Below are 25,781 nucleotides of genomic sequence, written 5' to 3'. Positions count from 1 at the left end.
CCTTTAAATTAGAAAATCAGAATTATATTTGGGACGTGCACGACAATTTTACACAATCCACGCTGGGAGATTTTCTTTCCCCGCAAAATATTGGGAATACGGTTTATCCGGCAAACTTCTTCAAGGCTCGCCTGCGTGAAGAGTTTTTGCGTACAAACCGCAATCAGCATCCATTCCTCTACTTTAAGATTATTACCCGCCAGTTCGACATCGTCGGATTCAGCAAGTTCGATTCATCTTATGTCCGGGCATGGAAAATTGCGGTCCTCACCGTCTTGACCGAAACCAAATTTACCGATGTCGTTGGTTATCTAGACAATCCTGACGGTTTAGGCGTCATCTTGATCGATTCTGACCTGCGCGTTTTGGAACGCCTGCGTCGCAAAATGCTCGTCAATATTAAAAAGGCGGGTCTCGTCGACATTCTGCGTAAAAAGACCAAGCAGCCGATTTTCCAGGTCTGCGTTTACACCGGTCTTCAAGAAAAGCGGGATCAGGAATTCGACGAAGCGATTGAAAAGTTCAATATGCGCAACAACGGTTTTTTCTCGCTCAAGCGCCTGTTCTACGGTGACATTCTCACCCAAACGAACAAATTTTCCGTTTACGCCAAGGAATTCATCAAGCGGTCCTTCGACGTGGTATCGTCCTTCTGCGGCATCGTTTTGCTTTCCCCGGTTCTCATCGCCTGCGCCTTGATCGTCAAGTTCAGCGACCCGAAGGGACCCGTTATCTTTAAGCAAATCCGCGTCGGCAAAAACGGCAAGCTCTTTACGATGTACAAATTCCGCAGTATGTACATCGATGCGGAATCCCGCAAAAAGGAACTTCAAAAGTTCAACGAATCCAGCGGTCCGACCTTCAAAATGAAGAACGATCCGCGCATTTATCCGATGGGCCATATCCTTCGCAAGTTCAGCCTAGACGAACTTCCCCAGCTGTTCAACATTCTTGCCGGAGACATGTCGGTCGTCGGACCGCGCCCACCGCTTCCGTCGGAAGTTGCAGAATACTTGCCGTGGCATAAAATGCGCCTTTCCGTGACACCGGGTCTCACCTGTTTCTGGCAGGTCAGCGGTCGAAGCGACATTCCGTTCGAAGGTCAGATGCGCCTTGACAACAAGTACGTGCGTCATTCGAACTTTGGCATTGACCTGCAGCTCGTGGCAAAGACCTTCAAGGCGGTGTTCAAGAGCAACGGAGCTTACTAAAGTTTCCTTTTTGAAAAAAAGGACCGCTGAATCCAGCGGTCTATTTTCATTTCTTTGAAAAAGGCTTACATGAGTCCCGGGATGCGCATACCGGCGGTGAGTTCTTCCATGCTAGCCTTGGAAGTGTCATCCTTCTTCTTCGTTGCCGAATTCACGGCAGCCATGATCAAATCTTCAAGAGCTTCGACATCATCCTTGTCGACAGCATCCGGGTGGATCTTGATCGAAGTCATGATGCCCTGACCGTTGAGCACAACCTTCACCATGCCACCGCCCGCTTCCGCTTCAAAGCTCTGAGCCTGAAGATCGTTCTGGGCCTTGACCATCTTGGACTGCATCTTCTGCAAATCCTTCAACATTTTCTGCATATTCATAGGGCTTTCCTCTTTTTTTTGGGGATTAAAATACAATTTTATTCCTGTTCCGGAGTCACTGCACATTGTTCGCCGTCCGAATTTTCTTCGTCGACCATTTTCGGCACGGATCTTGTCGCAATGAGTTCCGCCATAAATCTCTGGGTGAATTCCGCAAGCCCCGGTTCATGTTGCAAGTCCGTTTCCCAAGGGCTGAGCGGCACTCCGGAAACATCTTCGCCGGGTTTCGGCTCCAACAGTTCATAGGTCACAGCGACTTTTGTCTGCAAGCGGTCTTCCAGAATATTCAACAAGCGATCGCGGTAATCGTCACGCATCATCATCTGATCGAAGCCCCACTTAAATGCGGCCGGATAAACGACTTTCAAGCGGAACGGATTTTCCTGGAAGTCTCCGTGTTCAAGAGTCGAACCGTTCAGGCTTGTCGCAAAGAATCCCATTTCCTGAGAGAAACTGCTGCGGATCAAATTCTGCCAGGCGTTGCAAATGTCGTAGCGCGTAATCGCCTGCACATCGCCCAAATCATCTCCGGCTTCGGCAAAGCTTGGCCCTTCGTCAAAACCGTGGTCATCGTCAAAAGCAGGCGCACCGCCAAAATCGATTATCATGGAAGGATCCATTTCGGGAGTTCCCCTATCGATAGACGGAGGCGCTTCAGGCGCCGTCGGAATCGCAAACGAATCGTTTGCAGAAGAAGTGGCAGGAGAAGACTTCGGAGCGTCAAAGCCGTCGAAGTCAATTGTAAAAGGCGAATCGGAAGGCGCCGGAGCAGTCAACGCTGCCATCGACACCTGAGCCTGCGGTTCAGTTAATTTTTTTTTTGAACCCTGGGAAGCAGGGTCATTAATCGCGGCCAAGGCACGTTTCAAGTCTACGACCCTGTCGAGATAAGCCATTCGAGCGAAAGCGGATTCCACGAGCAAACGCGGATTCGTGCTGCGGCGAATGTTCCCCTGCAAGTCCGTGAGGATACGCGCAATGCGCAAGAGGTCACCGTTGCCAAGAGATGGCGCGCAAGAATTGAGCTTGCTAAAAAGACCTTCCGAAATGTTCAATTCTTCGGCAGAAATTCCGCCCACCTTCACATACAGGCGGTTGCGGACAAACTTGGCAAAGCCTTCGAGAAGCGGTGCAAATTCCACACCCGTTTCCGAAGCCTTATCAACAACGGCAAACGTACCCTTGAGATCGTGCTTTTCAATGGATTCAAGAAGGCTAAAATAAAGATCGTTCGGAGGGACACCGAGAACGGAACGGACGGAGTCCGCATTCATATCGTTGCCGGTAAAAGCGTAAGCCTGATCGAAGAACGTGAGAGCGTCACGCATCGAGCCATCCGCCTTTTCTGCAATCATGCCGAGTGCTTCCGCATCGGTCGAAATCGATTCCTGATCACAGATGTATTTGAGACGGCTCGTGATTTGCTTTGTCGTAAGACGCTTAAAGTCAAAGCGCTGTACTCGCGAAAGAATCGTCTGCGGAACCTTATTGACTTCGGTCGTCGCAAAAATGAAAATCACATGCGGAGGCGGTTCTTCCAAGGTTTTGAGAAGCGCGTTGAAAGCGCCTTTCGAAAGCATGTGGACTTCGTCGATCACAAACACCTTGTACTTGCCGATCATCGGCGTATACTGGGTTTGTTCCAAAAGATCGCGGATATTGTCGACACCCGTATTCGAAGCCGCATCAATTTCAATCACGTCCATCGGATGACCGCTCGCGATATCGAGACAGCTCTTGCACTTTCCACACGGGATCAGCGGATCACCACCCGTGCAGTTCAACGTTTTCGCCAAGATACGTGCAGAAGTCGTTTTACCGACACCACGGGTTCCCGTAAAAAGGAACGCATGATGCAGACGACCACCGACGATTGCATTTTCAATCGTCTTTGCGATATGCTCCTGGCCGACCAGATCGTTGAACGACTCCGGTCGCCATTTGCGCGCCATTGCAATATAAGCCATACTCGACTTACCCTTTAACGGAGAGTGATTTCGCTGTCGGCAGAAAGTTTTTCGCGAAGCTTATCGTGAGCCTTGTTCACCACTTCATCCGTCAGAGTTTCCGTCATGGACTGGTACGTGAACGAGTAAACCATGTTCTTCTGGCCCGGAAGGATTCCGACACCCTGATAAACGCTCTTGAGTTCCACCTTCACCAGGTTCTTCACCTTGAAGGAATTGAGCTTTTCAAGGATTGCTTCGTTCGTCATGCGTTCCGCCACGATCATAGAAATGTCGCGGGTCGTGAACACCTGACGGCTGAACGGCTTAAAGACAACCTTCTTTTCCTGAGCCTTCAAAACCTTTTCCAGATCGACTTCAAAAAGAGCCGTCGCATAGCTGATGTCAAAAGCCTTCAACACAGCCGGATGCACCATGCCGATGGAACCGAAGACCGTACTCCCGCTCATGATCACAGCCTGCTTGCCCGGGTGGAGGAATTTTTCCTTCTGTTCCGCGGAGCGCACTTCTACCGGAAGGCCAAGACGTTTGAAGAAGGAAATCGCAAGACCCTTGATGTCGCCGAATTCGACATCACGCGGTTTATCGTCCAAAGCTTCCATTTTCCAATGGCCGGCGATGACCGCACAAAGGATTGGCTTTTCGGTAAAGCCCGGATCGCGATCGTCCTTGCGCTCCGCATTCTGGAACTGCGCCTTGCTGTTTTCGAACAAGCGGACAGAACCCGGACGGTTCTTTTCGTTGTCGGCAACGGACTTGAGGAGAATCGGAATCAAGGAGGTCGGGACGCAGCCGAGGTCTTCGGACAGCGGATTCAAAAGCTTAGCCGGCTTCGAGCGCGGATCGGCATCGTTCGGTTCACCGAACACAGCCTGCGTATTTGCAGCACTCGTAAAACGGAGCGAAATACATTCGTGGAGGCCCATCGAAGAGAGCGTGTAACGGATGCGGCGTCCGAGGACTTCTTCTGCCGGAAGATCGTTCGGCTTGATCTTGAACGACGGGACGTCGTACGGGATATTGTCAAAGCCAACGAGACGAGCCACTTCTTCGATCAAGTCCACTTCGCGTTCAAGGTCCGGACGGTACGGCGGAATTTCAAAAGTCATATTGCCCAAGTGTTTGAGGCCAATGCCCGTCAAGTACTTGGTGATTTCGTCTTCGGAAAGGGTGATGCCCAAAACCTTCGTCACGCGGGATGCGCGGAGCGTCACCACGAACGGTTCCTTCTGGTGATCTTCGCCTGTATATTCAACTGTGCCCTTGAGAACGTTGCCTCCGGCGACTTCCTGGATCAAGGCGCAAGCGTAATCGTCTGCTTCACGCTGCATTGTGTAATCGATTCCGCGTTCAAAGCGATAGCTCGAATCGGTCGACGTGCAAAGGCGGTGAGCCTGCTTACGCACGACAGTCGGGTTGAACCAAGCGCTTTCCAGGAACACCTGCGTCGTCGTATCCGTGATTTCACTTTCTACGCCGCCCATCACACCGGCAACGCAGGACGGACGATCGCCATCGCAGATGACGAGATCATTCGTCGTGAGTTCGTGTTCCTTGTGGTCCAAGGTTTCAATCTTTTCGCCCGGCTTAGCCTTGCGAACGACAACTTCTGCGCCGTTCAACTTGGCCATGTCGAAGCTGTGGAGTGGCTGACCGACATCCATCAAAATGAAGTTCGTCACGTCCACAACGTTATTCACACTGTTCATACCGACGGACTTGAGAAGCCGGGAAAGCCACGCCGGGGACGGTGCGACCTTCACATTTTCGATAACACGGCCCACATAGCGGGAACAGCCGGAACCCGGTTCCACGGTGAGCTTGATTTCGGAAGCAGCTTCCTTCGAAGCGTCTTCGGTGAGCGTGTAAGCGAGCGGCTTCAGCGGACGGTCGAACTTGGCTGCGAGTTCGCGGGCGACACCACGGTGCGAAAGAGCATCCGGACGGTTCGGGGTCACGTTCAATTCATAAGTGGCGTCGTAAAAACCGAGGGAAATAAACTGGGTACCCGCCGGAATCTTATCGTCGAGAACCAGGATTCCACCGTGGTCATCGGAAAGGCCGATTTCATCTTCGGCACAGATCATGCCAAAGCTTTCCACACCGCGGATTTTGGATTTTTTCATCTTCAAAGATTTGCCGTCCGGAAGCGGAAGCTCTGCACCGATCGGAGCGAGAACGACGGTCTGGCCTGCAGCCACGTTCGGAGCGCCACAGACAACCTGAATGGTTTCCTTGCCATCGTCCACCGTCGTGACATGCAGGTGATCACTATCCGGGTGAGCTTCACAGGTGAGAACCTTTGCCACGACGAGCTTTTCATACTGCTTCGCCGGTTCTTCCATGCCTTCGACTTCAAGACCGATGGAGGTCAAAGCCTTCGAAACTTCTTCAGCACTTTCCGGAAGATCCACATGACGGCGGAGCCAATTCAAAGAAACTTTCATTTGCAAAATCCTTTCTTGCTTTTACGCGCATAATCTAGAATTTTTCCAAAACTTGACTGCGTCCGAGCAAATCAAAATGCCGCACAGGGACACTCTTCAACAAAGGCTTCGCCCGCGGACGGATACCCGTATCGTCAAAGCTCCCCGTCGGATCTATTTCGCGAATGCTCACATACTTATAATAAGGATTATCATTATCGGAACGCATCAAAGCGGTTCCGCCCCCTTGGAGAATCGGAGCCAGAGCGTCGCTGTAGGCACAGCCTTCGATCGTCGACGCTCCATAACTTGCGCCCGACCAATCCAAACCAGCATCCTCTGCGATACCGACCAGTTCCCAGTTTCCGGGAGCCGTCGCGTTCGACGTCGAATCGATGTAAAGTTCTAGGCGTACCGTGGAGGCGTTTGGATTGTAAACGATGAACTTCATCCCAATCCACTTTTTCACCGGAAGGACTCCCCCGCCCCAAAGCGGATCCTGCTTGCCTATGCCCGATGTACTGCGATAATAGCTTCCCGGATGCTTCCATTCCTTTTCAAAATCCCAGGTTCCATCGTTTCGAAAACGCGCATAATAAGTATTCGCAAGGCAATTGTCCCTGCCCGAACTTCCGTGATGATGCGAGCCGCTGCGCAAGCCGACTATCATGCCGCCCCAATTTTCACCGCCGAGCGCATTCCGCATAAAGTAAGCCGTGTACTCGACATTCAAAAAAAACTGGCTCGTCGGAGTCGGGTCTTCATCGTTATTCGAATTAATGTGAAAACGCGGAGCATTTCCAAGCATCTGCATCACGCCCGAACCATCCACATGAAAGCCTTGCGCGGAACCGCTTTGGTCGCTTGTCCAGCCCGTCGGATCATCGGGGTCCGTGGACCAGTCCGAAAAGGTTCGGTCATTTCCATTGTTCCAATGCGCCGAAGTCCACGATAGACTGCCTGTTAGAGTGGTGTAAAATTTTTGAAAGCCGAAATCGTCCACCGGAGATTCCGCAAAGACCATTTTCCCAAGAAATATCGCCCCGACAATCATCGTTTTGAAATGCATCCAAACCTCGCTTTTCTTCAGAATATATCTTTTTTGCTCCCCTTAAAGCCATTTCGCTTCAAAATGTGTATTTTTGCATTGACGTCAGGTGACGCCAAAATAGAAAGGTTCAATTATGCAAGTCGATTTGAATACTGTTGATTGGAAGACTCTTCCCTTCGGTTACTACGATACCGATTACAACGTTCGCTGCTACTACCGCAATGGTCAGTGGGGCAAAATTGAAGTCACCTCCTCCAAAGACATTAGCATTCACATGGCCGCAACTTGCTTGCATTATGGTCAGGAAGGCTTCGAAGGCCTCAAGGCTTACACGGGCAAGGACGGCAAGGTCCGCATCTTCCGCGTTGAAGAAAATGCCAAGCGCATTCAGAACACTGCAAACCGCGTTCTTATGGCTGTTCCGCCGGTAGAACTCTTCCGTGAAATGGTTCACACGGTCGTGAAGGCGAACAAGCGTTTCGTTCCACCGTATGGCTACGGTGCAACTCTTTACATCCGTCCGCTCCTCATCGGTATGAGTCCAGAAGTCGGTGTGAAGCCGTCAGATGAATATTTGCTCCTCATGTTCGTGACCCCGGTCGGTCCGTACTTCAAGGACGGCTTCAAACCGGTCGACATGATGATCAGCCGTAACTACGACCGCGCCGCTCCGCAGGGTACGGGCACGGTCAAGGTCGGCGGTAACTACGCGGCGTCCCTTCTTTCTCTCGCTGAAGCAAAGAAGCTCGGTTACTCGAGCACGATCTATCTCGATGCAAAGGAAAAGAAGTACATCGACGAATGCGGTCCGGCAAACTTCTTCGGTATCAAGGGCAAGACCTTCGTGACCCCGAAGTCCGAATCCATTCTCCCGTCCATTACGAACAAGAGCTTGCAGCAGCTCGCGGAACATCTGGGTTACAAGGTGGAACGCCGCCAAGTTCCATTCGAAGAACTCGCAGAATTCTCGGAAACCGCAGAATGCGGTACGGCAGCCGTGATCACCCCGATCAAAAAGATCGTGGACCCGGTGGCTGGCAAGGAGTTCACCTACGGTGACGGCGTAAACCCGGGTCCGGTCTGTACGGAACTCTTTACGAAGTACACCGCAATCCAGTTCGGTGAAGCGCCGGATCCGTTCGGCTGGACTGAAGTCGTAGACCTGTAATTCAAAAAATCAAAAAATCCTCGCAGCGGGCAAAACGTCCGCAACGACGGAAAAAAAGATTCCCGTGGAAAATTCCACGGGATTTTTGTTTTTCTTCGAAAAGCGGCACTTATCATAAGTTTTTTGTTGACAAAGCCGTTTTTTTTCGTACATTTTCAAAAAAAACACCCAATCCCCGGAGACAAAAATGAAAAAGAAAGCCTTACTCGGATTCGCTCTCGCGACGGCAACCTTCTTCAGCGGTTGTGCCATGATGCAGCCCAAGAAAATGCTCGACGATCCGACTCTCTACGACGAATACATGACCCGTTCGTTCGAATATTCTTCCACAGCCTGCTACGAAGCCACCAAGAAGACCTTCGCCGACAACAAGGTTGCCCTTGCCAAAGATGATCCGGAAAACGGAAAGATGGTCACCGAAAAGTACACGGTCGCAAGTTACACCCAACGCGATGACCAGAAGCGCAACATGGAAAACAACCAGTACATCAAATTCTGGGTAAGCGTTTCGGGAGACGAATCTTCATGCGTGATCAAGGTGACCAAGCTCAAAGCCTGGATGAACACCCAGGAACTCACCTATGTGTATCCGAAGCAAGGCGGTCCGTCTCTCTGGGATCCGATCTTCAACTCGATCAAGGATCAACTTGAAGACGATAACAACTAGGCTTTAGTCGACCCAGCCGACTCGGCCTTCCCCGCCTGCCAAAAACTTTTCGATATAAAGTTTGGCAGCCTGGCAAGATTCCGGCAAGGACTTTCCAAGCGCCACATTGGCGAGGATCGCCGACGAAAGCGTACAGCCCGAGCCGTGCTTATCGACTCCGACAAAACGCTTCGAAGTGAATTTGAAAATTTTTCCTTCGTGCCAAAGCGTATCGGTGGAATCTTCCCCTTCCGCATGACCTCCCTTCAGCAGAATGGAGGTCTTTTTTCCAACCAGAAGTTCCTTGCGGCTGTCAGCGACACCTAAACCCAGATAGGCGTACTCATACTGGTTCGGCGTAATCAAATCGATCTGTGAAAATACCGGAAAGAACCTGTCCGCATCATCATCGGCGAAAAAGCGGAAACCGGTCGTCGCTCCCATGATCGGATCCCAAATGACAAACGCATCGGAATTATTCTGGCGTATCCATTCAACAATTTTCTGGAGCATTTCCGCATCTTGCACAAGTCCGATTTTGATGAACTTGTATTCGCGCACTTCCCGAAGCTTATCGAGTTGCACACGGATGCGTTCCCATGGGAGAAATCCCGGGTCCGCAAAAGACAGTTCGTTTTGCACCGTCAAAGCGGTACAAACAGAACAGCCGTACACTCCAAAATCCCTCATCGTTTTGATATCGGCCAAGATCCCTGCGCCGCCACTTCCATCGAAACCTGCGATTGTCATGGCATAGGTCATTTTAGACATAAGCGCCTCCAAGCGGAAACCGAGTCGGCGAATTCCCAGATTCCCGAGACAATCGCCCTGTTAGGTTCATCATCCGATAGCTCTGTGGCATCGCAAGCGACAAAGACATTTTCCGGAACCTTTTCCGGTTTATTCTTCACTACCACCTGGAAAATTTTGGAACGCAATTCCGGGGAAAGCTTTTCCAAATCCCGCAAATATTCCACTTCGACACTTAAAAGTCCCGAAGCTCTCAGCGCGGCTCCACCATTCTGAACGAACCATTCCATCGGCTGATGGAATCCGGCGAGGCTGAATTCCTGAGCCATACTCGGTGAGCCGCAAAGAAACGTCTTCATTCGGATTTCTTCTGGAATCGAAAGAAGGAACCGTTCCAGCTGACGGTCGTTCATATATGGTTTCTGCACATACAGATAGTCTACATCATTAGCGAAGATTTTTTCAATTAAATCGACTTCGTCGACAAAACTCTCTGCACTAGTGAAGAGAATATACTGCATTTTACTTCTCCATATCTAATTTTCCTGTTTTTACAAATTGCAGGATGTCTTTGGAAATACGCATGGAGCAGAATTTCGGTCCGCACATCGAGCAGAAATGCGATTCCTTGGCACCATTGCCCGGGAGCGTTTCATCGTGGAAATCCACTGCGCGGTCCGGGTCGAGCGAAAGCGCAAACTGGTCGTTCCAGCGAAAATCAAAGCGGGCGCGAGAAAGCGCGTCGTCGCGGAAGTGAGCCGCCGGATGCCCCTTGGCGAGGTCTGCCGCATGGGCTGCTAGTTTATACGTAACCACGCCTTCGCGGACGTCGTCTCTATCCGGGAGGCCCAAATGTTCCTTCGGAGTCACATAGCAGAGCATCGCCGTTCCGAACCAGCCGATCATCGCGGCACCGATTGCAGACGTAATGTGATCATAGCCCGGAGCGACATCCGTCGTGAGAGGTCCAAGCGTATAGAACGGCGCATTGTGGCACATCTGTTCCTGACGTTCCATATTTTCACGGATCTTGTGCATCGGCACGTGGCCCGGACCTTCGATCAAAACCTGAACGCCCTTTGCCCAAGCGACCTTCGTGAGTTCTCCGAGCGTGTCGAGTTCCGAGAACTGGGCTTCATCATTGGCATCCGCAGTCGAACCCGGACGCAACCCATCGCCCAAAGAAACGCAAACATCATACTTCGCAAGAATATCGCAGATTTCGTCAAAATGCGTATAAAGGAAGTTTTCCTGATTGTGCACCATGCACCAGCGGGCGATAATCGAACCGCCTCGGCTCACAATGCCCGTGGTGCGCTTCAACGCGAGTGGCACATACGAAAGCAAAAGTCCTGCGTGAATCGTAAAATAGTCAACGCCCTGTTCCGCCTGTTCGATAAGCGTATCGCGGAAAACTTCCCACGTGAGGTGATCGGCAATGCCGTTCACCTTTTCTAACGCCTGATACATCGGAACCGTTCCAATAGGAACCGGGCTATTGCGCAAAATCCATTCACGCGTTTCGTGAATGTTCTTGCCTGTCGAAAGATCCATGACCGTGTCCGCGCCCCAGTGCACCGACCAAACCATCTTTTCCACTTCTTCTTCAATCGAAGAGGCCACCGCGGAGTTTCCGATGTTCGAATTGATTTTCGTCAAGAAGTTGCGCCCAATAATCATCGGTTCGCATTCCGGATGATTCGGGTTACACGGGATGACGGCACGACCTGCGGCGACTTCGCTGCGCACAAATTCCGGCGTTATCGACGAGCCGTTTTCACCCAAAAGAACGTCCATCTTTTGATTTTCACGGATAGCGACGTATTCCATTTCGGGCGTGATGATTCCCTTCTTCGCATATTGCATCTGCGTCAGAGGTTCGCCATTCTTTTTACGCGCATCGATCCACGGCTTTCGAATCTTTTCAATTCCCTGATTCACATCGATCTTTTTCTGCGGATCGCCATAAGGTCCACTCGTATCGTAAATGCCGAGCTTCGGGGTCAGAGGATCCGAAATTTCGACTTCACGCATGGATACGCGGATATCGGGAAAAAGCTTTCCCGGAACATAGATACGGTGAGACTGTGGGAAGGGCTTAAAAAACTTCGAAGATTCTGTCATACAGATTCCTTTTGCTCGATTACGAACCAAGTTCTTAGGGTATAATCTCAGCCAGCACTCGCCAGCACCCCTATTTGTACCGACCGTAATATAGCAAATCCCATCTGGAGTTTCTATTTCCTGCAGTTTCAAGGCCACTCCTTTCACGGAAGAGTGCCCATCTTTTTTATATTTTGACAAAAAAATGGACACACGACATGTCGCGCAACAATAGCTTTGGAAGACTTTTTCTCTTTGTTGTCCTCGGCCTCATCATCGGCGGAGTCCTTGGCGAATGCCTCGGCTTTGTTTTCGGAAAGCTCGGTGAGCTGATGAACGCTGGCGGCTACAACAATATCGTGCACAACTTCTTCGTGAAACCGTTCTGGGCGTTCAACACGGGCGACGGATCGGATATGGAACCGTTTGTGCTGAATCTGTACATGATCAAGATTTCCTTTGGCCTTGCGCTCAAGTTGAACGTGATGAGCCTAGTCGGCCTCGTCGTCGGCCTCTATATTATGAAATGGTCCGGAGAACGCTAATGAAAAACATCCAGGAATTGAAGAAGGATCTTGAAAGCGGTGCAACTACCGCCGTCAAGCTCGCAGAAGAATCGCTTGCATCGATTGAAAAGAATAAAGGTTTGAACGCCTATATTTCTGTCCTCACTGAACGCGCTATGCAGAAGGCGAAGGAAAGCGACGAACGCCGCGCACAGGGCAAGACTCTCGGCGCTCTCGACGGTATTCCGGTTGCCATCAAGGACAACCTCTGCCTCGAAGGATCCCGTACCACGGCCGCTTCGAAGATCCTCGAAAACTTCGTCGCCCCGTACACCGCAACTGCTGTCGAAAAGTTTGAAGCGCAGGGTGCAGTCATCGTCGGCAAAACGAATATGGACGAATTCGCCATGGGTTCTTCGAATGAATCCTCTTACTTTGGCGCTGTTGAAAATCCGGTTGCCAAGGACCGCGTTCCAGGCGGTTCCTCAGGCGGTTCTGCCGTCGCCGTCGCTACGGGCACGGTTCCTGTCGCCCTCGGTAGCGATACCGGTGGATCGATTCGCCAGCCGGCAGCTTGCACCGGCATCGTCGGTCTCAAGCCGACCTACGGTCGCGTTTCCCGTTACGGCCTCATCGCTTACGCTTCGAGCTTGGATCAAATCGGACCTCTGTCGACGAACGTCCAGGACGCAGCTACAGTTCTTTCCGCCATCTGCGGTCAGGACATCCATGACAACACCACGAGTCAGCGTCCGACAGAAGATTTCGGGCGCAAGATCGGTGAAAGCCTGAAGGGCAAGGTCATCGGCGTTCCGAAAGAATACTTCGCCGAAGGTCTCGACGCAGGCTGCAAGTCCGCGATCGAAAATGTTCTGAAAAAAGCGGAAGCCGAAGGCGCCGTTCTGAAAGAAATCTCCATGCCGAACATCAGCTATGCCGTTGCGAGCTACTACATCATCGCAACTGCTGAAGCTTCGAGCAACCTTTCCCGCTTCGACGGTGTACGTTACACCTACCGCAGCAAGGAAGCGAAGAACCTTTACGACCTGTACGCCATGTCCCGCAGCGAAGCGTTCGGCAAGGAAGTGCAGCGCCGCATCATGCTCGGCTCCTATGTGCTGAGCTCCGGCTTCTTCGACGCCTACTACGTTCAGGCGCAGAAGGTCCGTCGTCTGATCTCGGACGACTTCACCAAGGCTTTCGAATCCTGCGACGTGATCGCTTCCCCGGTGATGCCGGGCCTTCCGTTAAAGCGCGGAACAAACGAAAGCGATCCGATGGCAATGTACCTTTCCGACATCTACACGGTAAGCCTCAATCTGGCTGGCCTTCCGGGCATTTCCGTTCCGTGCGGCAAGTCCGAAGATCTGCCCGTGAACATCCAGTGGATCGGCAAGCCGTATGCAGAAGCGGACTTGCTCTCGATCGCTGCTGCAGGCGAAAAGCTCGTCTAAGCATTCCGGTTTAAAACAAAAAAGTTCCTCTCGAAAGAGAGGAACTTTTTTGTTAATCGGGCTGATTGGATTCGAACCAACGACCTCTTGAACCCCATTCAAGCGCTCTACCAGACTGAGCTACAGCCCGCAACTTGCGTTGCAAGGTGCCCCAAATTTAACTTAAACGGCTCCTTTTTGCAAGTCGTTTTCGTCTTGCGAACAAGGCTTTAGTTCCAATATCCGATAATCAGAACTTCCGGAGTTGCCTTCGGATGTTTTTGGCTCTTGAACGAAACGATCTTCGAAAGGCTCTTCTGTTTAAGCTTCGGATCCTTCACAAGGCCTTTGGTCTTGAGCGTAATCTTTTGGCCAGGTACCTTGCCGCCTTCCTGAATCGCGTCGAATTTTTCCACGTTCAACGAAACGTTCTTCATCTGTACCGAGAATTCCTTGGAGAATTCTTGGGGAAGTTCCAAATCCGGGCGCGTCTTTTTGTCTTCGCTCCAGACGTAGAAAGTCCATTCGCGTTTTTCGCCCGCTTTATAATAGCCCGCGTCAAACATCTTTTCGCTAAAGACAAACGGAGCCTTCACCAATCCCTGCATCGAGAGCGGATGCGTTTTGCCATTCGTTTCCACAATTACAATGACGTTTGCAATCTGGCCTTCGAGCGTTGCTGTCGAATAATCAAATTCGATATTCACCGGGTCACGCGGGTTCACGGTTTTAGGAAACTTGAAGTTTGAACATCCCACACCTTGGCAGAGCACTGTTTCGATCTTCACCGTTTCCTTCGAAACATTTGCGCCACCGATTTTCACATGGCGAGATTCGCCCTGCGGAATTTCTCCGAGTTCATACGGATCAGTCGCAAACTGAATGACGTCATCGGCAAATGTGAGAGCGGAAAAAGTAAATAAAGAAAGAAGGAATAATTGGAATTTTTTCATATCGATGAAAATACAAAATTCTATATTTTCCGCGGATTTATAATCAAACCTAGAGGTACATTATGTCCGACAATCTGTCCGTTCTCGGCAAGGCTCGCAAGGCCTACCAGCCGAAGCTCCCAGCCTCTCTTCGTAACGGCGCTCTCAAGGTTGCCCTCAACAAGGGTAAAGCAACTGAATCCGTCAGCGACCAGAAGAAAATCAAGGCTCTCTTCCCGAACACCTACGGTGCTCCGTACATCTCCCTCAAGAAGGCGACCAAGGCTGTTGCCGCTCGTCCGGTGAACGTCGGTGTCGTTCTTTCCGGTGGTCAGGCTCCGGGTGGCCACAACGTGATCGCTGGTATCTTCGACGGTATCAAGAGCATCAGCCCGAAGAGCAAGCTTCTCGGCTTCCTCGGCGGTCCGTCTGGTCTCGAAAACGGCAAGTTCAAGGTGATCGACGCAAAGCTCATGGACGCATACCGCAATACGGGTGGTTTCGATATCATCCAGTCCGGTCGTACCAAGCTCGAAACTGAAGAACAGTGGCAGAAGTGCCTCGCTGTGGCTAAGGCTCAGAAGCTCGACGCAATCGTGATTATCGGTGGCGACGACTCCAACACGAACGCTGCAGTTCTCGGCGAATACTTCCAGGCTCAGGGCGCATCCTGCGTTGTCTGCGGTTGCCCGAAGACAATCGACGGCGACTTGAAGAACGAATACATCGAAACCTCTTTCGGTTTTGATACCGCTGTGAAGACCTACTCGGAACTCATCGGCAACATCATGCGCGATGCGAACTCCGCTCAGAAGTACTGGCACTTCATCAAGCTCATGGGTCGTTCTGCTTCCCATATCGCTCTCGAAGCGGCTCTCCAGACTCATCCGAACATCACCCTCATTTCCGAAGAAGTGAAGGAAAAGAAGATGAAGCTGAAGCAGGTCATCAAGTACGTTGCAGACATCGTCGCTGCCCGTGCTGCCGACGGCAAGAACTTCGGCGTGGCCCTCATTCCGGAAGGCCTCCTCGAATTCATCCCGGATGTTGGCGTTCTCATTTCCGAACTCTCCGAAGCTCTCGCTCACCATGAAAAGGAAGTCGAAGACCTCGACACCGCTGCTAAGGTTGAAAAGCTCTCCCAGTGGGTCTCTAAGTCTTCTGCTGAAGTTCTCAAGAGCCTCCCGGCTGGCATTCAGGCTCAGCTCATGCTTGAACGCGACAGCCATGGTAACGTTCAGGTTTCCCTCATCGAAACCGAAAAGCTCATCATTGAAATGGTCAAGAAGGAACTCAAGAGCCGCAAGAACTTCAAGGGCAAGTTCTCTGCCTTGAACCACTTCTTTGGCTACGAAGGCCGTTGCGCAGCTCCGTCGAACTTCGATGCGGACTACTGCTACAGCCTCGGTTACACCGCTTCCGTTCTCGCTTACCACAAGCTCAACGGTTATATGAGCTCTGTCCGCGACCTCACGAAGGGCGTTGACAAGTGGGTCGCTGGTGGCATTCCTATCACCATGATGATGAACATGGAACGTCGTCACGGTGAAGACAAGCCGGTTATCCAGAAGGCTCTCGTGAAGCTCGATGCGGCTCCGTTCAAGTACCTCGCTAAGAACCGCGACGTCTGGGCTAAGACTGAATCTTACACCTACCCGGGTCCTATCCAGTATTGGGGTCCGAGCGAAGTCGCTGACCAGACCACGTTCACGATCCGTCTCGAACGCGGCGCAAAGGTCAAGTAAGATCTTCACACAATTCTTTTTAGAATTAAAAGGAGAAGTCGCAAGACTTCTCTTTTTTATTGTTTGGCAATGAAAACTTGCATTTTCAAAAAAGAGAAACCGCTCGGTTTCTCTTTTCATTTATACGCAATACAAAACATGGATTAGTATATTGGCTGATCCCAGACAGAGCCTCCAACAGAACCCGTCGAAGAACTTTCCCGCGGATGAATATTGGAAAGGCATTCCTGGAAAGAAACAGGCATCGAATTTTTCGCGATAGCACACTTCACCTTGACTTCGGAATCCTTGGAATACTTCACGACTGCAACTTCATGACCGTCGGCAAAGAAGCGGAAGTTTCCATGGCGCATGCCTTTTTTGCAGGTCCCGAACACATCGAAACGCACGCCACGGTCTATGAAATGCCATTCTGCATTTCTAACGTGAAGGTCCACGCAATCTACCGGACCGTTTTTATCGGCTTCATCCTGATGCTTGTTGTAGCTAGAACAGGATGTCATCCATGCAAGCATCCAGAAACAAACCATTTTTAGGAGTGTCGAAAACTGAATCATAAATCCTCTTTTAAAAAAGAAGGTGCCTCAGTCGATTGCACTAAGGCACTTCGTGAATTTTCATTTAGAAACTTAACGGAGAATTTCCGAATTCAACATCCATTGAGAACGATTGACTCGCAGAACAGTCTTACCCGCAGCACGCGTTGCCGCTTCACGGACTTCGGATTCCGAAGCCGGAAGACGTCCCTGCCACAGCACATGACCCTTCATGTCATAGAGCTTTGCAAAACCCTGAGTCTTGGCAATCGCCTGCTGCCAAGACAAATTCTTTGCCAAGGTCATCTTCGAGGCAATACCGAGCTTACCACCGACGTCGATAAAGATTGCCGAAATGGAAGATTCTTCCGAAGAGTCCGTTGCCTGGACACGTACCACATACAGGGCTTCAAGAATCGTATCGTTTACCACTGCCGGAGTAATGGTCAAGATAGAGCCATCCAGATCCGTGCTAAAGACTCCCGAAGCATTCGTGACCTTGTACGTAAGAGGTTCTTCATCCGGATCCGAAATAAGCGTGTCCAAATCCAATTCAATAACGAAATCATGAGTTTCCATGAGAACGAGAGTATCGATCGTCGTTCTCGGTTTGTCATTCACCGGAGTCAAGTACACGTGGATCTTGAAGCTCGAAGATCCCGAAATGCCATCCGCTCCAGTTACCGTTACATAGGCATCCCCGAACGCATCTCTTACCGACTTGAGCGTCACAACACCAGCCGCCGAAATCGACGGATTCAGCTTGCCGTCATCACTTTCGACGCTCAGGTAAATCTTATCGCCGTCCGGATCCGTAAACCAAGTCTTTGTTTCCGTTGCCGTGAAGGTAATCGGCGATGTAAAGTCTTCTGCACGGACAAGCGTATCGTATGCAGCCGTATCGATTGCAACGACCGGAGCATCGTTTCTGTCCACAACATTCATGCGAACCGTAGCGACATTCGAAGAATCGCCCAAAGAGTTCACGACCACATAAGAGAAGGAATCCGCACCTACAAAATCCGCATCCGGCGTATAGGTGAAGGAACCGTCCTCTTTCAGATTAACCTTACCATTAGCGGCATCGGTCACAAGGTAAGCCAGCAGCACATCCGTCGAATCGTCCGGATTCACATCGTTTGCAAGAACACCTTTCTTCGCAGCAATCGTCACGACGCTGTCTTCATACATCTCGTATTCATCTTCATGAGCCTTCGGTACATCTGCGACAGATTCAATGGTCACATGGAAGTTCACCTTCGCCGTATCCACGCCATCGGTTCCATAGAGCGTTACCGTAGCAGTCCCGTAGGCATCATCCACTGGACTGAATTCAATGTAATGCTTGGAGGAACCCACAGTCGTCACTCCAGCATGGATTAAATCATCGCCATAAGCGCCAATCGTAATGTCATCGCCGTCCACATCCTTAAAAAGGATCTGTGCACTGCTAAAAGCAATCGCCGTGTCCGCGAAATCTTCTTTAAAGACTAGATTCTTGAGAAAATCTTCATCGAGGACCTGTACCGTCGGAGCGTCGTTCACGCACTTCACCTGGATTTTCACCGTCGCCTTGGAGCTTTGCAAGTCCGTTTCATCTGTGAGCTTATAAGTCCAAGAATCTGTACCGCAGTAGTTGGATACCGGGACATAAGTGAAGGATCCATCCGACACGTCCAAAGTCAACACTCCATGAGAAGTGGAATCCACAAAGGTCATGGTATATCCGTTTTTATCCACATCGTAGTCATTCACCAAAACACCGTTCTTGTAAGTTACCTTCAGTGTGTCGTCTTCATTCACCGAGTAAGTATCATTCACAGCCGTCGGAGCATTGTTCTGATCCTGCACGTCGACGGTAAAGGAATAGGAGACCGAATTCTTTCCATCGCTCGCCTTCAGCGTTACGATCGCTTCGCCAGTCTTATTTGCCGCTGCGATGAAATGCAGGGTATCATTTAAGGAGAAGCTCTCTCCCTTTTCCAACAAAGAGATGAAAGAACCATTCGTAACCGTTTCGCTGATTTTCAAATCATCGCCGTCTTCATCGTAGAAGATCTTAGAAAGCGGAAGGGAAAGAGTATCCACTTCAAGGAGAGTGTACGGATTCGTGTTGCTTGCATATGGTTCCAAAAGGACCGGGGCATAGGAAACACAGGAATCGCTCAAGATGATCGAAGAAAGAGTCAGAGTATTGGTCTTTGATCCATAGGTTTTAGCATGGGTGTTCTTGTAAGAAAACTGCATGCCGAGTTGCTTATCTATATCCCATTTAATCGTTGTCGTCGACTTCCAATCCTGGACAAGATCAGCAAATGCGACAAAATACTTTTTGAAATTTGCCGAAGCGGCAAGGAGCGTTCCGTAGTAATTGTCATCGGTAATCGTCGACTGTCTAAAGTCCAGACGTACAGGATAATCGGCCTTGTAAGTCAAGCAGACACCCTTGTAGCTTGCAAGGGAAATCTCCGTATCTTTATAAGCCGCATTCTGCTTCCACGTGAGGCTGTAACCAGCGCCATTAATGCTTGATGTCGACACCGTGTAATCAATCACCCGGTAAGAGTTCACGATATTCGTATCGAGCGAAGCTCCCGTGCCATACGTGTATCCATACCAATAGGCCGGAGCCATAGCGCCGTCCCCTTCCGCTGCCGTCCACACAGTATCCGTGGCAGCAAAAGTCAAACCGACACTGGCCAAAACAGCAAATCCAACTGTCGATAATTTCATAACGATCTCCTTCGATTACAATCTTACATACAAATTTAGGAATTTGTATGTTTTTTGCAAGTTTATTCCCAAATTTCTCCAGGTAACCGCGAAATATCGCGAAAATCGAGTTTTTGTGGCCCTGAATCCGAAACGGATGTGAGTTTTGCAAGGGGTTTCCCCGCTCTTTCAATCACGACATCCTCCCCTTTCAGCGCGACCTGGTTCAGCAAATCGCCAAATCCTTTGCGCGCTTCCATCGCCGAAACGATCTTCGCCATTAGAGAACCTTGTCCTTGATTACCAGATCCACGCGGCGGTTCTTTTGGCGACCTTCCTTGGTCGCATTGTCTGCCACCGGCTTGCTCATGCCAAAGCCTTTGGAGGTCAAACGGCCCGCATCAATACCCTGTTCCACCAAAAAGTCCAAGACATTCTTGGCACGCTGTTCCGAAAGCTTCAGGTTATGTTCTTCCGAGCCCGTATTATCCGTATGGCCTTCCACGGATACATTCAGTTCCTGGTACACGGTCAAAATCCCTGCGACACGGGCAAGGCTCGTTTTCAGATCCGCTTTGAGAGATGCCTTGTCCACGTCAAAAAGGATATCCGACATCGAAAGAATAATGCCACGAGCGTCTTCCGTCACCTGAATCAGCTTGGACTGCAACTCGTTCAGCTTGTTCTTCGCCTCGTTCTGGCGCGCTTCCGCCTTGGCACGTTCTTCTTGCAAAAGCTTGTTCAGGGAATCTTCGCGAGCCTTGGCGAGTTCCGCCTGAAGCGCTTCGCGTTCTGCGGCAGCCGTCATCGCAGAATCCATGGCGGAATTCGTCTGGGCGAGCTTTGCACGTTCCGCCTGCAGGTCTTCTTCCAAGTTTGAAGCACGACCGCTGCGCACTTCGCCGATCTTTTCCTGAATACGGCGAATAGAGTCGCGGACGGCGAGCTGTTTTTTGCGGTTTTCCGCAAGGGAATTGCGAGACTTCTGAGCGGCGATCTGGGCTTCGATAATCTGCGTGTAAATCTGGCAGGATTCTTCCTTCGAAGCGATGCGCGGATCCTTTGGATCCTTTTCCTTCAACGCCTGAACCGCAGCGGCAGAGGCTCTCGCTTCGGCAATCGTCAAACGGATCTGAGCAGAGCCTTGTGGCAAAGATTTTTCAAGCACATCGAGTTTTTGCGAGCAATTGTCCTGTGCGATAGCGAATGTCGAAAGGGCAAGAGCCAAGGCTAAGATTTTCATCCATTTCATTGTGCAGCCTCCTTGTCCTGGGTTTCATTATCGAGAATCGTCTGGTAAAGCTTTTGTGATTCTTGGTCGCCCTGGAGTTCCTTGGAAGCGGTCGAGTCCGCAAGCGCGGCGTCCTTCGCATCCTTTTCGGCAAAAGCCAAGCGATACAGTAAGCGGCTATGTTCTGCTGCGTCCAAAGCTTCGTTGTCTTTGCCTTCTTCCGAAAGCTGCTTTGCGCTCGCCAAATCCTTTTCACCCTGAACTGTCGCAGCGGACTGAATCCCTTCTGCCTGAGCGGCACGATGCATGCCTTCCGCTTCGTTGATGGAAGTCGTGAGCATTTCCTTGTTTCCGGCACAGCCGGCGGCAAGCATCACAAATAGCCCGCAGATTAAAAATTTTGCTTTCACCGTCATACTCCTTTAGGCTTCGTAGACAAACCTTCTTAAAAAATACATATTGTGAAGGTTATGGAAAAAACCTTTGCCGTCAGCAAGTACCTTTCTGCTGTAAAAAAAATGATAACGTCACAAATCCCCCCGATTTGGGTTAACGGCGTCATTACACAGATTACGGAACGCGGGCGAATGGTCTACATGAGTCTCGCCGAATTCCCCGAAAACGACGTTAAACCGGTTGCAAAAATCGACCTTTATATGTACGCCGGAGAATACGCCCAAATGCGAGCCCGCCTTGCAGAACTCCCGATGCCCTTCGTTCTCAAAGAGCAGCTCAAGGTCAATTTATTCATCGAAGCGGACTTCTACATCGGCAGCGGAAAATTCCAATGCCACATCAAAAACATCGACCCGAACTTTACCATCGGAGAACTCGCCAAAACAAAGCAGGCCATTCTACAGCGTCTTGAAAAAGAAGGACTGCTGAACCGCAACAAAATGCTTCCCTTTGCAGCCTTGCCGTTAAAGGTCGGGCTGATTACGGGCGAAACGACCGCCGCCTTCAAAGACTTTACAACAACTCTCGCCCACTCGGGATTTTCCTTTGAAGTCATTCCGGGCTACGCCAAAATGCAAGGCAACGAAACAGAGGCGACCGTTCTTGCCGCCCTCGCCAAGCTTCAAAACATTCCAGACCTTGACGCGGTCTGCATTGTGCGCGGAGGAGGCTCCAAAACGGACCTGAACTACTTCGACAGTGAAGCGCTCTGCCGCGCGATTGCACTCTTCCCCGTTCCCGTTTTGACAGGAATCGGTCACCAGATTGACGAAAGTCTTGTCGACCAGGTTTCTTACCGCAGCTGCATTACTCCAACGGACTGTGCCAAATTCCTTGTCGCCCGCGCCGAAGAGGCCAAGCGTTCCCTGCGCGAAGTTCTGCTGCAAATCGCTACCGCTTCCCAGCGGAAGCTCTCGGAATCCAAGGATCGCCTGCACCGCACCGAAACGAACATTTCCACACTCTTCGGAAAGCGTCTCGCAAGTGAAAGGCAAAAGCTTTCCGCGATCGCTCGCGACATTGCGCGCGCCCCGGCGCGAACGCTCGAACGCGAACGCGAAAAACTCCGCCGCGACATCGAAGGTTTAAGCTTTGGCGTGCAAAAGATCATCGCCCTGCAAAAGGCCAAGTTTGAACTCGTCGAAGAAAAGGTCAAAGCAAACGATCCCAAGCGAATCCTTTCCCGCGGATACTCGTACACCACGGGCAAAAACGGTCTCATCAAAAACGCGAGCGACGTCAAACCCGGCGACGCACTTTTAATGCACTTCGCCGACGGCAATGTCCAGGCAATCGCCAAATAATTCTAACTCAAAAAGGCCTCGCAAACGCGAAGCCTTTCTTTTTTCATTTTTCCATCAATTACGAATAGTCCGGAAAATCTTTCACATGCAAAATATCTTCCGCATGCTTGATCTGCTTTTGCGTCGGGGTCAGGACATCCGTCAGCGAATACGGAATGCCGAGTTCCTGCCACTTGGGAATGGCAAAAGCGTGATACGGCAGCACTTCAACGCGACGCACAGACGGAAGCGTCTTAATAAACTCGTAGGTGTTCGTCAAATCTTCATCGCTGTCAGTGAGTCCAGGAACAAGAACGCGCCGTACCCAAATCGGGATGTTCTTGTCCGAAATATAACGAGCCATCTCCAAAATGTTCTCATTCGGCTGGCGAGTCAATTTTTTATGACCCTCGCTGTCGAACATTTTCAAATCCAAAAGAACAATCGATGTTGCCGCCAAAAGACGGTCGAACTTAGCCAAATACTCTGGAGTATTTTCAAACGGATTTCCGCTCGTATCCAAAGCCGTATGGACATGATGCTCGCTGCAAATTTCAAAAAATTCTGTTAAAAAATCCAACTGGAGAAGTGGCTCGCCACCGCTCACGGTCACACCGCCATTATTTTTCCAGTAAGATTTGTAGCGATAAACCAAAGAAAAAAGCTGCTGAGGCGTGTACAGGGTACCGCCTTCGGAGCCATTCCAAGTTTCCGGATTGTGACAATAACGACAACGCATGCGGCAACCTTGCGTAAACACAACACACCGCACGCCAGGGCCATCCACAAGACCAAAAGTTTCCAGTTTATGAATGCGCCCAGTCGTCATTGTAACAATTACATTCTTTCGTGGCAGGTACGAGAGATAACGTCCATCTGTTGTTCCTTCGTGAGGTTGATGAACTTAACAGCGTAGCCAGACACGCGAATGGTGAAGTTCTGGTATTCTTCCTTTTCCGGGTGTTCCATAGCGTCAATGAGCTTTTCACGACCGAAAACGTTCACGTTCACGTGGTGAGAGCCCTGATCGAAGTAACCGTCGAGAACCTGAACGAGGTTGTTCGTACGTTCTTCATCACTATGACCGAGTGCACTCGGGTTGATCGTCTGGGTATTGCTGATACCGTCGAGAGACCAGTGGTACGGAATCTTCGCAACAGAGTTGAGAGAAGCGAGGAGACCGTTCTGTTCTGCACCGTAGCTCGGGTTCGCGCCCGGAGAGAGCGGTTCACCAGCCTTACGGCCGTCCGGCATAGCACCCGTAGCCTTACCGTAAACGACGTTAGACGTAATCGTCAAAATCGAGGTGGTCGGTTCAGAGTTACGGTAGGTGTGATGCTTCTTGATCTTATTCACGAAGTTGTGGAGGAGTTCCACACCGATATTGTCGGCGCGGTCATCATCGTTACCATACTTCGGGAAGTCACCTTCTGTCTTGTAATCGATAGCGAGGCCCTGTTCGTTACGGATGACCTTCACCTTTGCATACTTGATAGCAGAGAGGGAGTCGATCACATGAGAGAAGCCAGCGATACCGGTTGCGAAGGTACGACGCACGTTCGTATCGATGAGAGCCATTTCTTCGGCTTCATAGTAGTACTTGTCGTGCATGTACTGGATGGCGTTCAAAGTATTCACATAGAGCTTCGCGAGCCATTCGAGCATAGCGTCATACTTCTTCACGACTTCATCATAGTCGAGGTATTCAGAAGTAATCGGGCAGAGGGACGGACCAACCTGTTCGCCGCTCTTTTCATCGACACCGCCGTTGATCGCATAAAGCAATGCCTTAGCGAGGTTAGCGCGAGCGCCGAAGAACTGCATTTCCTTACCAGTCTGAGTTGCAGAGACGCAGCAGCAGATGGAGTAGTCATCACCCCAAACCGGCTTCATCACATCGTCGTTTTCATACTGGATCGAGCTTGTAATCACGGAAATCTTAGCAGCATACTTCTTGAAGTTTGCCGGGAGCTTGCTCGTGTAGAGAACCGTGAGGTTCGGTTCCGGAGACGGGCCCATGTTTTCAAGAGTGTGGAGGAAGCGGAAGTCGTTCTTGGTGACCATGTGACGGCCATCCACACCCGTACCGCCAACTTCGAGAGTCGCCCACACCGGGTCACCCGAGAAGAGCGCATTGTAGGACGGGATGCGAGCGAACTTGACCATGCGGCACTTCATGACCAAGTGGTCGATGAGTTCCTGAGCCTGCTGCTCGGTGATGAGACCCTTAGCAAGGTCACGTTCCATGTAAATGTCGAGGAAGGTAGAGACGCGACCGACGGACATGGCTGCACCGTTCTGGGTTTTGATAGCGCCGAGGTAGCCAAAGTAGAGCCATTGCACGGCTTCCTTCGCGTTCTTAGCCGGCTGAGAAATGTCGAAGCCGTAAGAAGCGGCCATGACCTTCAATTCCTTGAGGGCCTTGATCTGCATAGAGATTTCTTCGCGGAGACGAATGACGTCATCGGTCATCGTGCCATCGCCGCAGTTATCCTTGTCTTCCTGTTTCTTTGCAATAAGGAAGTCAATGCCATAAAGAGCGACACGACGATAGTCACCGACGATACGACCACGGCCATAAGTGTCCGGAAGACCGGTCACGATGTGGCTGTGACGAGCGAGCTTCATTTCCGAAGTATAGACATCAAAGACGCCGTCGTTGTGAGTCTTGTGATACTTCGTGAAGATTTCGTGGAGCTTCGGAGACGGAGTATAACCGTAGTTCGCGCAAGCTTCTTCAGCCATGCGGATACCACCGAACGGCATGAATGCGCGTTTCAGCGGCTTATCGGTCTGGAGACCGACAATCTGTTCCAAATCCTTGTTGAGGTAGCCCGGTGCGTGGGAAGTGATCGAGGAAACGATGTCTGTATCCATGTCGAGCACGCCACCCTTGGCACGTTCTTCTTTCTGAAGCTTCTGGAGAGCTCCCCAGAGCTGGTTCGTGGCGTCCGTAGGACCGGTGAGGAATTCTTCATCGCCATCGTACGGCTTATAATTTTTCTGGATAAAGTCGCGGACATTGATTTCTTCCTTCCAAATGCGACCTTCAAAGCCTTCCCAAGCTTCATTCTGAATCATAACGATTCTCCTTTTTTTTTGTTTTTAATCGATTTTAACAGCGACAATAATATAGGAAATTAGGCCATTTAAGGGAACTTATTTTCGTCTTCCGTTGCCGTTTTCTCTTTAAAAAACGGAAGGAATCCTACAAAAATGTAGAATCCCTCGCAGTAATCCACTTAGGCGCT

General features: G+C 50.6%; 22 protein-coding genes and 1 tRNA gene. 7 read left to right on the top strand and 16 right to left on the bottom strand.

Translation table 11 applies throughout. The annotated features are described in order from the left end of the window. The first annotated feature begins 35 nt into the window (after positions 1 to 35). Positions 36 to 1,211: a sugar transferase gene (locus BGX16_RS10850; RefSeq protein WP_241899538.1), complete on the top strand. Its 1,176-nt coding sequence runs from the start codon at positions 36 to 38 to the stop codon at positions 1,209 to 1,211. A gap of 65 nt (positions 1,212 to 1,276) precedes the next feature. On the opposite strand, the gene BGX16_RS10845 is transcribed toward BGX16_RS10850, so the two are convergent. Genes BGX16_RS10845 through BGX16_RS10830 form a run of 4 tightly spaced genes read right to left on the bottom strand, consistent with a single transcriptional unit; the run spans position 1,277 to position 7,047 of the window. Further along, positions 1,277 to 1,585, bottom strand: a complete 309-nt coding sequence (locus BGX16_RS10845) for a YbaB/EbfC family nucleoid-associated protein (protein WP_100426050.1) — start codon at positions 1,583 to 1,585, stop codon at positions 1,277 to 1,279. 38 nt (positions 1,586 to 1,623) lie between these two features. After that, positions 1,624 to 3,552, bottom strand: a complete 1,929-nt coding sequence (dnaX, locus tag BGX16_RS10840) for a DNA polymerase III subunit gamma/tau (RefSeq protein WP_100426049.1) — start codon at positions 3,550 to 3,552, stop codon at positions 1,624 to 1,626. Between the two features lie 14 nt (positions 3,553 to 3,566). Next, positions 3,567 to 5,999, bottom strand: coding sequence for a phenylalanine--tRNA ligase subunit beta (gene pheT / locus BGX16_RS10835; RefSeq protein WP_100426048.1), 2,433 nt, complete (start codon positions 5,997 to 5,999; stop codon positions 3,567 to 3,569). A 34-nt stretch (positions 6,000 to 6,033) separates the two neighbouring features. Beyond that, the gene (locus BGX16_RS10830) at positions 6,034 to 7,047 is read right to left on the bottom strand and encodes a hypothetical protein (RefSeq protein ID WP_100426047.1); all 1,014 of its coding nucleotides are present in this window, start codon (positions 7,045 to 7,047) and stop codon (positions 6,034 to 6,036) included. 127 nt (positions 7,048 to 7,174) lie between these two features. Here BGX16_RS10830 and BGX16_RS10825 point away from each other — a divergent pair, with 127 nt between their 5' ends. Next, positions 7,175 to 8,197, top strand: coding sequence for a branched-chain amino acid aminotransferase (locus tag BGX16_RS10825; protein WP_100426838.1), 1,023 nt, complete (start codon positions 7,175 to 7,177; stop codon positions 8,195 to 8,197). A gap of 187 nt (positions 8,198 to 8,384) precedes the next feature. Continuing rightward, positions 8,385 to 8,864 carry a hypothetical protein gene (locus BGX16_RS10820; protein ID WP_100426046.1) on the top strand — a complete coding sequence of 160 codons (480 nt, stop codon included), beginning with the start codon at positions 8,385 to 8,387 and terminating at the stop codon, positions 8,862 to 8,864. A gap of 3 nt (positions 8,865 to 8,867) precedes the next feature. On the opposite strand, the gene BGX16_RS10815 is transcribed toward BGX16_RS10820, so the two are convergent. From BGX16_RS10815 to thiC, 3 genes are read right to left on the bottom strand one after another with little or no spacing between them, the layout of a single operon-like run. Next, on the bottom strand, positions 8,868 to 9,614 hold the full coding sequence (locus BGX16_RS10815; protein WP_241899536.1) for a hydroxymethylpyrimidine/phosphomethylpyrimidine kinase: 747 nt from the start codon (positions 9,612 to 9,614) through the stop codon (positions 8,868 to 8,870). Beyond that, positions 9,602 to 10,114 (bottom strand): hypothetical protein, encoded by a 513-nt coding sequence (locus tag BGX16_RS10810; protein WP_100426044.1) that lies wholly within the window; start codon positions 10,112 to 10,114, stop codon positions 9,602 to 9,604. Before BGX16_RS10810 ends, BGX16_RS10815 begins: the two co-directional genes overlap by 13 nt. Before the next feature lies 1 nt (position 10,115). After that, complete coding sequence (thiC, locus tag BGX16_RS10805) at positions 10,116 to 11,717, bottom strand: phosphomethylpyrimidine synthase ThiC (RefSeq protein WP_100426043.1); 1,602 nt, start codon at positions 11,715 to 11,717, stop codon at positions 10,116 to 10,118. 197 nt (positions 11,718 to 11,914) lie between these two features. On the opposite strand from thiC, the gene BGX16_RS10800 reads away from it, so the two are divergent. Both BGX16_RS10800 and gatA read left to right on the top strand, forming a co-directional pair. Continuing rightward, a complete protein-coding gene (locus BGX16_RS10800) occupies positions 11,915 to 12,241 on the top strand; it encodes a DUF4321 domain-containing protein (RefSeq protein ID WP_100426042.1) in 327 nt (108 codons plus the stop codon). Beyond that, positions 12,241 to 13,656: an Asp-tRNA(Asn)/Glu-tRNA(Gln) amidotransferase subunit GatA gene (gene gatA / locus BGX16_RS10795; protein WP_100426041.1), complete on the top strand. Its 1,416-nt coding sequence runs from the start codon at positions 12,241 to 12,243 to the stop codon at positions 13,654 to 13,656. Before BGX16_RS10800 ends, gatA begins: the two co-directional genes overlap by 1 nt. Before the next feature lie 56 nt (positions 13,657 to 13,712). Here gatA and BGX16_RS10790 read toward each other — a convergent pair. Beyond that, positions 13,713 to 13,786, bottom strand: a tRNA-Pro gene (locus BGX16_RS10790). 79 nt (positions 13,787 to 13,865) lie between these two features. Further along, positions 13,866 to 14,588, bottom strand: a complete 723-nt coding sequence (locus BGX16_RS10785) for a DUF1573 domain-containing protein (RefSeq protein ID WP_100426040.1) — start codon at positions 14,586 to 14,588, stop codon at positions 13,866 to 13,868. 62 nt (positions 14,589 to 14,650) lie between these two features. Here BGX16_RS10785 and BGX16_RS10780 point away from each other — a divergent pair, with 62 nt between their 5' ends. Continuing rightward, positions 14,651 to 16,312: a diphosphate--fructose-6-phosphate 1-phosphotransferase gene (locus BGX16_RS10780; protein ID WP_100426039.1), complete on the top strand. Its 1,662-nt coding sequence runs from the start codon at positions 14,651 to 14,653 to the stop codon at positions 16,310 to 16,312. A 143-nt stretch (positions 16,313 to 16,455) separates the two neighbouring features. On the opposite strand, the gene BGX16_RS10775 is transcribed toward BGX16_RS10780, so the two are convergent. From BGX16_RS10775 to BGX16_RS10755, 5 genes are all read right to left on the bottom strand, one after another. Next, on the bottom strand, positions 16,456 to 16,869 hold the full coding sequence (locus tag BGX16_RS10775; RefSeq protein ID WP_100426038.1) for a hypothetical protein: 414 nt from the start codon (positions 16,867 to 16,869) through the stop codon (positions 16,456 to 16,458). A gap of 72 nt (positions 16,870 to 16,941) precedes the next feature. Beyond that, positions 16,942 to 19,581: a tandem-95 repeat protein gene (locus BGX16_RS10770; RefSeq protein ID WP_100426037.1), complete on the bottom strand. Its 2,640-nt coding sequence runs from the start codon at positions 19,579 to 19,581 to the stop codon at positions 16,942 to 16,944. 62 nt (positions 19,582 to 19,643) lie between these two features. Beyond that, a complete protein-coding gene (locus BGX16_RS10765; protein ID WP_100426036.1) occupies positions 19,644 to 19,841 on the bottom strand; it encodes a type II toxin-antitoxin system Phd/YefM family antitoxin in 198 nt (65 codons plus the stop codon). After that, positions 19,841 to 20,812 (bottom strand): OmpA family protein, encoded by a 972-nt coding sequence (locus BGX16_RS10760; protein WP_198514912.1) that lies wholly within the window; start codon positions 20,810 to 20,812, stop codon positions 19,841 to 19,843. The genes BGX16_RS10765 and BGX16_RS10760 overlap by 1 nt, the downstream gene beginning before the upstream one ends. Continuing rightward, positions 20,809 to 21,207, bottom strand: a complete 399-nt coding sequence (locus tag BGX16_RS10755; RefSeq protein ID WP_146139424.1) for a hypothetical protein — start codon at positions 21,205 to 21,207, stop codon at positions 20,809 to 20,811. The genes BGX16_RS10760 and BGX16_RS10755 overlap by 4 nt, the downstream gene beginning before the upstream one ends. A gap of 54 nt (positions 21,208 to 21,261) precedes the next feature. Here BGX16_RS10755 and xseA point away from each other — a divergent pair, with 54 nt between their 5' ends. Beyond that, on the top strand, positions 21,262 to 22,551 hold the full coding sequence (gene xseA, locus BGX16_RS10750; protein ID WP_100426034.1) for an exodeoxyribonuclease VII large subunit: 1,290 nt from the start codon (positions 21,262 to 21,264) through the stop codon (positions 22,549 to 22,551). A gap of 58 nt (positions 22,552 to 22,609) precedes the next feature. Here the strand turns inward: xseA and pflA are convergent, their stop codons facing one another. Both pflA and pflB read right to left on the bottom strand, forming a co-directional pair. Continuing rightward, positions 22,610 to 23,359, bottom strand: a complete 750-nt coding sequence (gene pflA / locus BGX16_RS10745; protein WP_100426033.1) for a pyruvate formate-lyase-activating protein — start codon at positions 23,357 to 23,359, stop codon at positions 22,610 to 22,612. Positions 23,360 to 23,367: 8 nt separating this feature from the next. Next, positions 23,368 to 25,611, bottom strand: coding sequence for a formate C-acetyltransferase (pflB, locus tag BGX16_RS10740; protein WP_100426032.1), 2,244 nt, complete (start codon positions 25,609 to 25,611; stop codon positions 23,368 to 23,370). Between the last annotated feature and the right edge of the window lie 170 nt (positions 25,612 to 25,781).

Source organism: Hallerella succinigenes (assembly GCF_002797675.1).
Taxonomy (GTDB): Bacteria; Fibrobacterota; Fibrobacteria; order Fibrobacterales; family Fibrobacteraceae; genus Hallerella; species Hallerella succinigenes.
The sequence above is the reverse complement of the archived record's forward strand: the minus strand, read 5'-3'. Positions and strand labels throughout refer to the sequence as shown.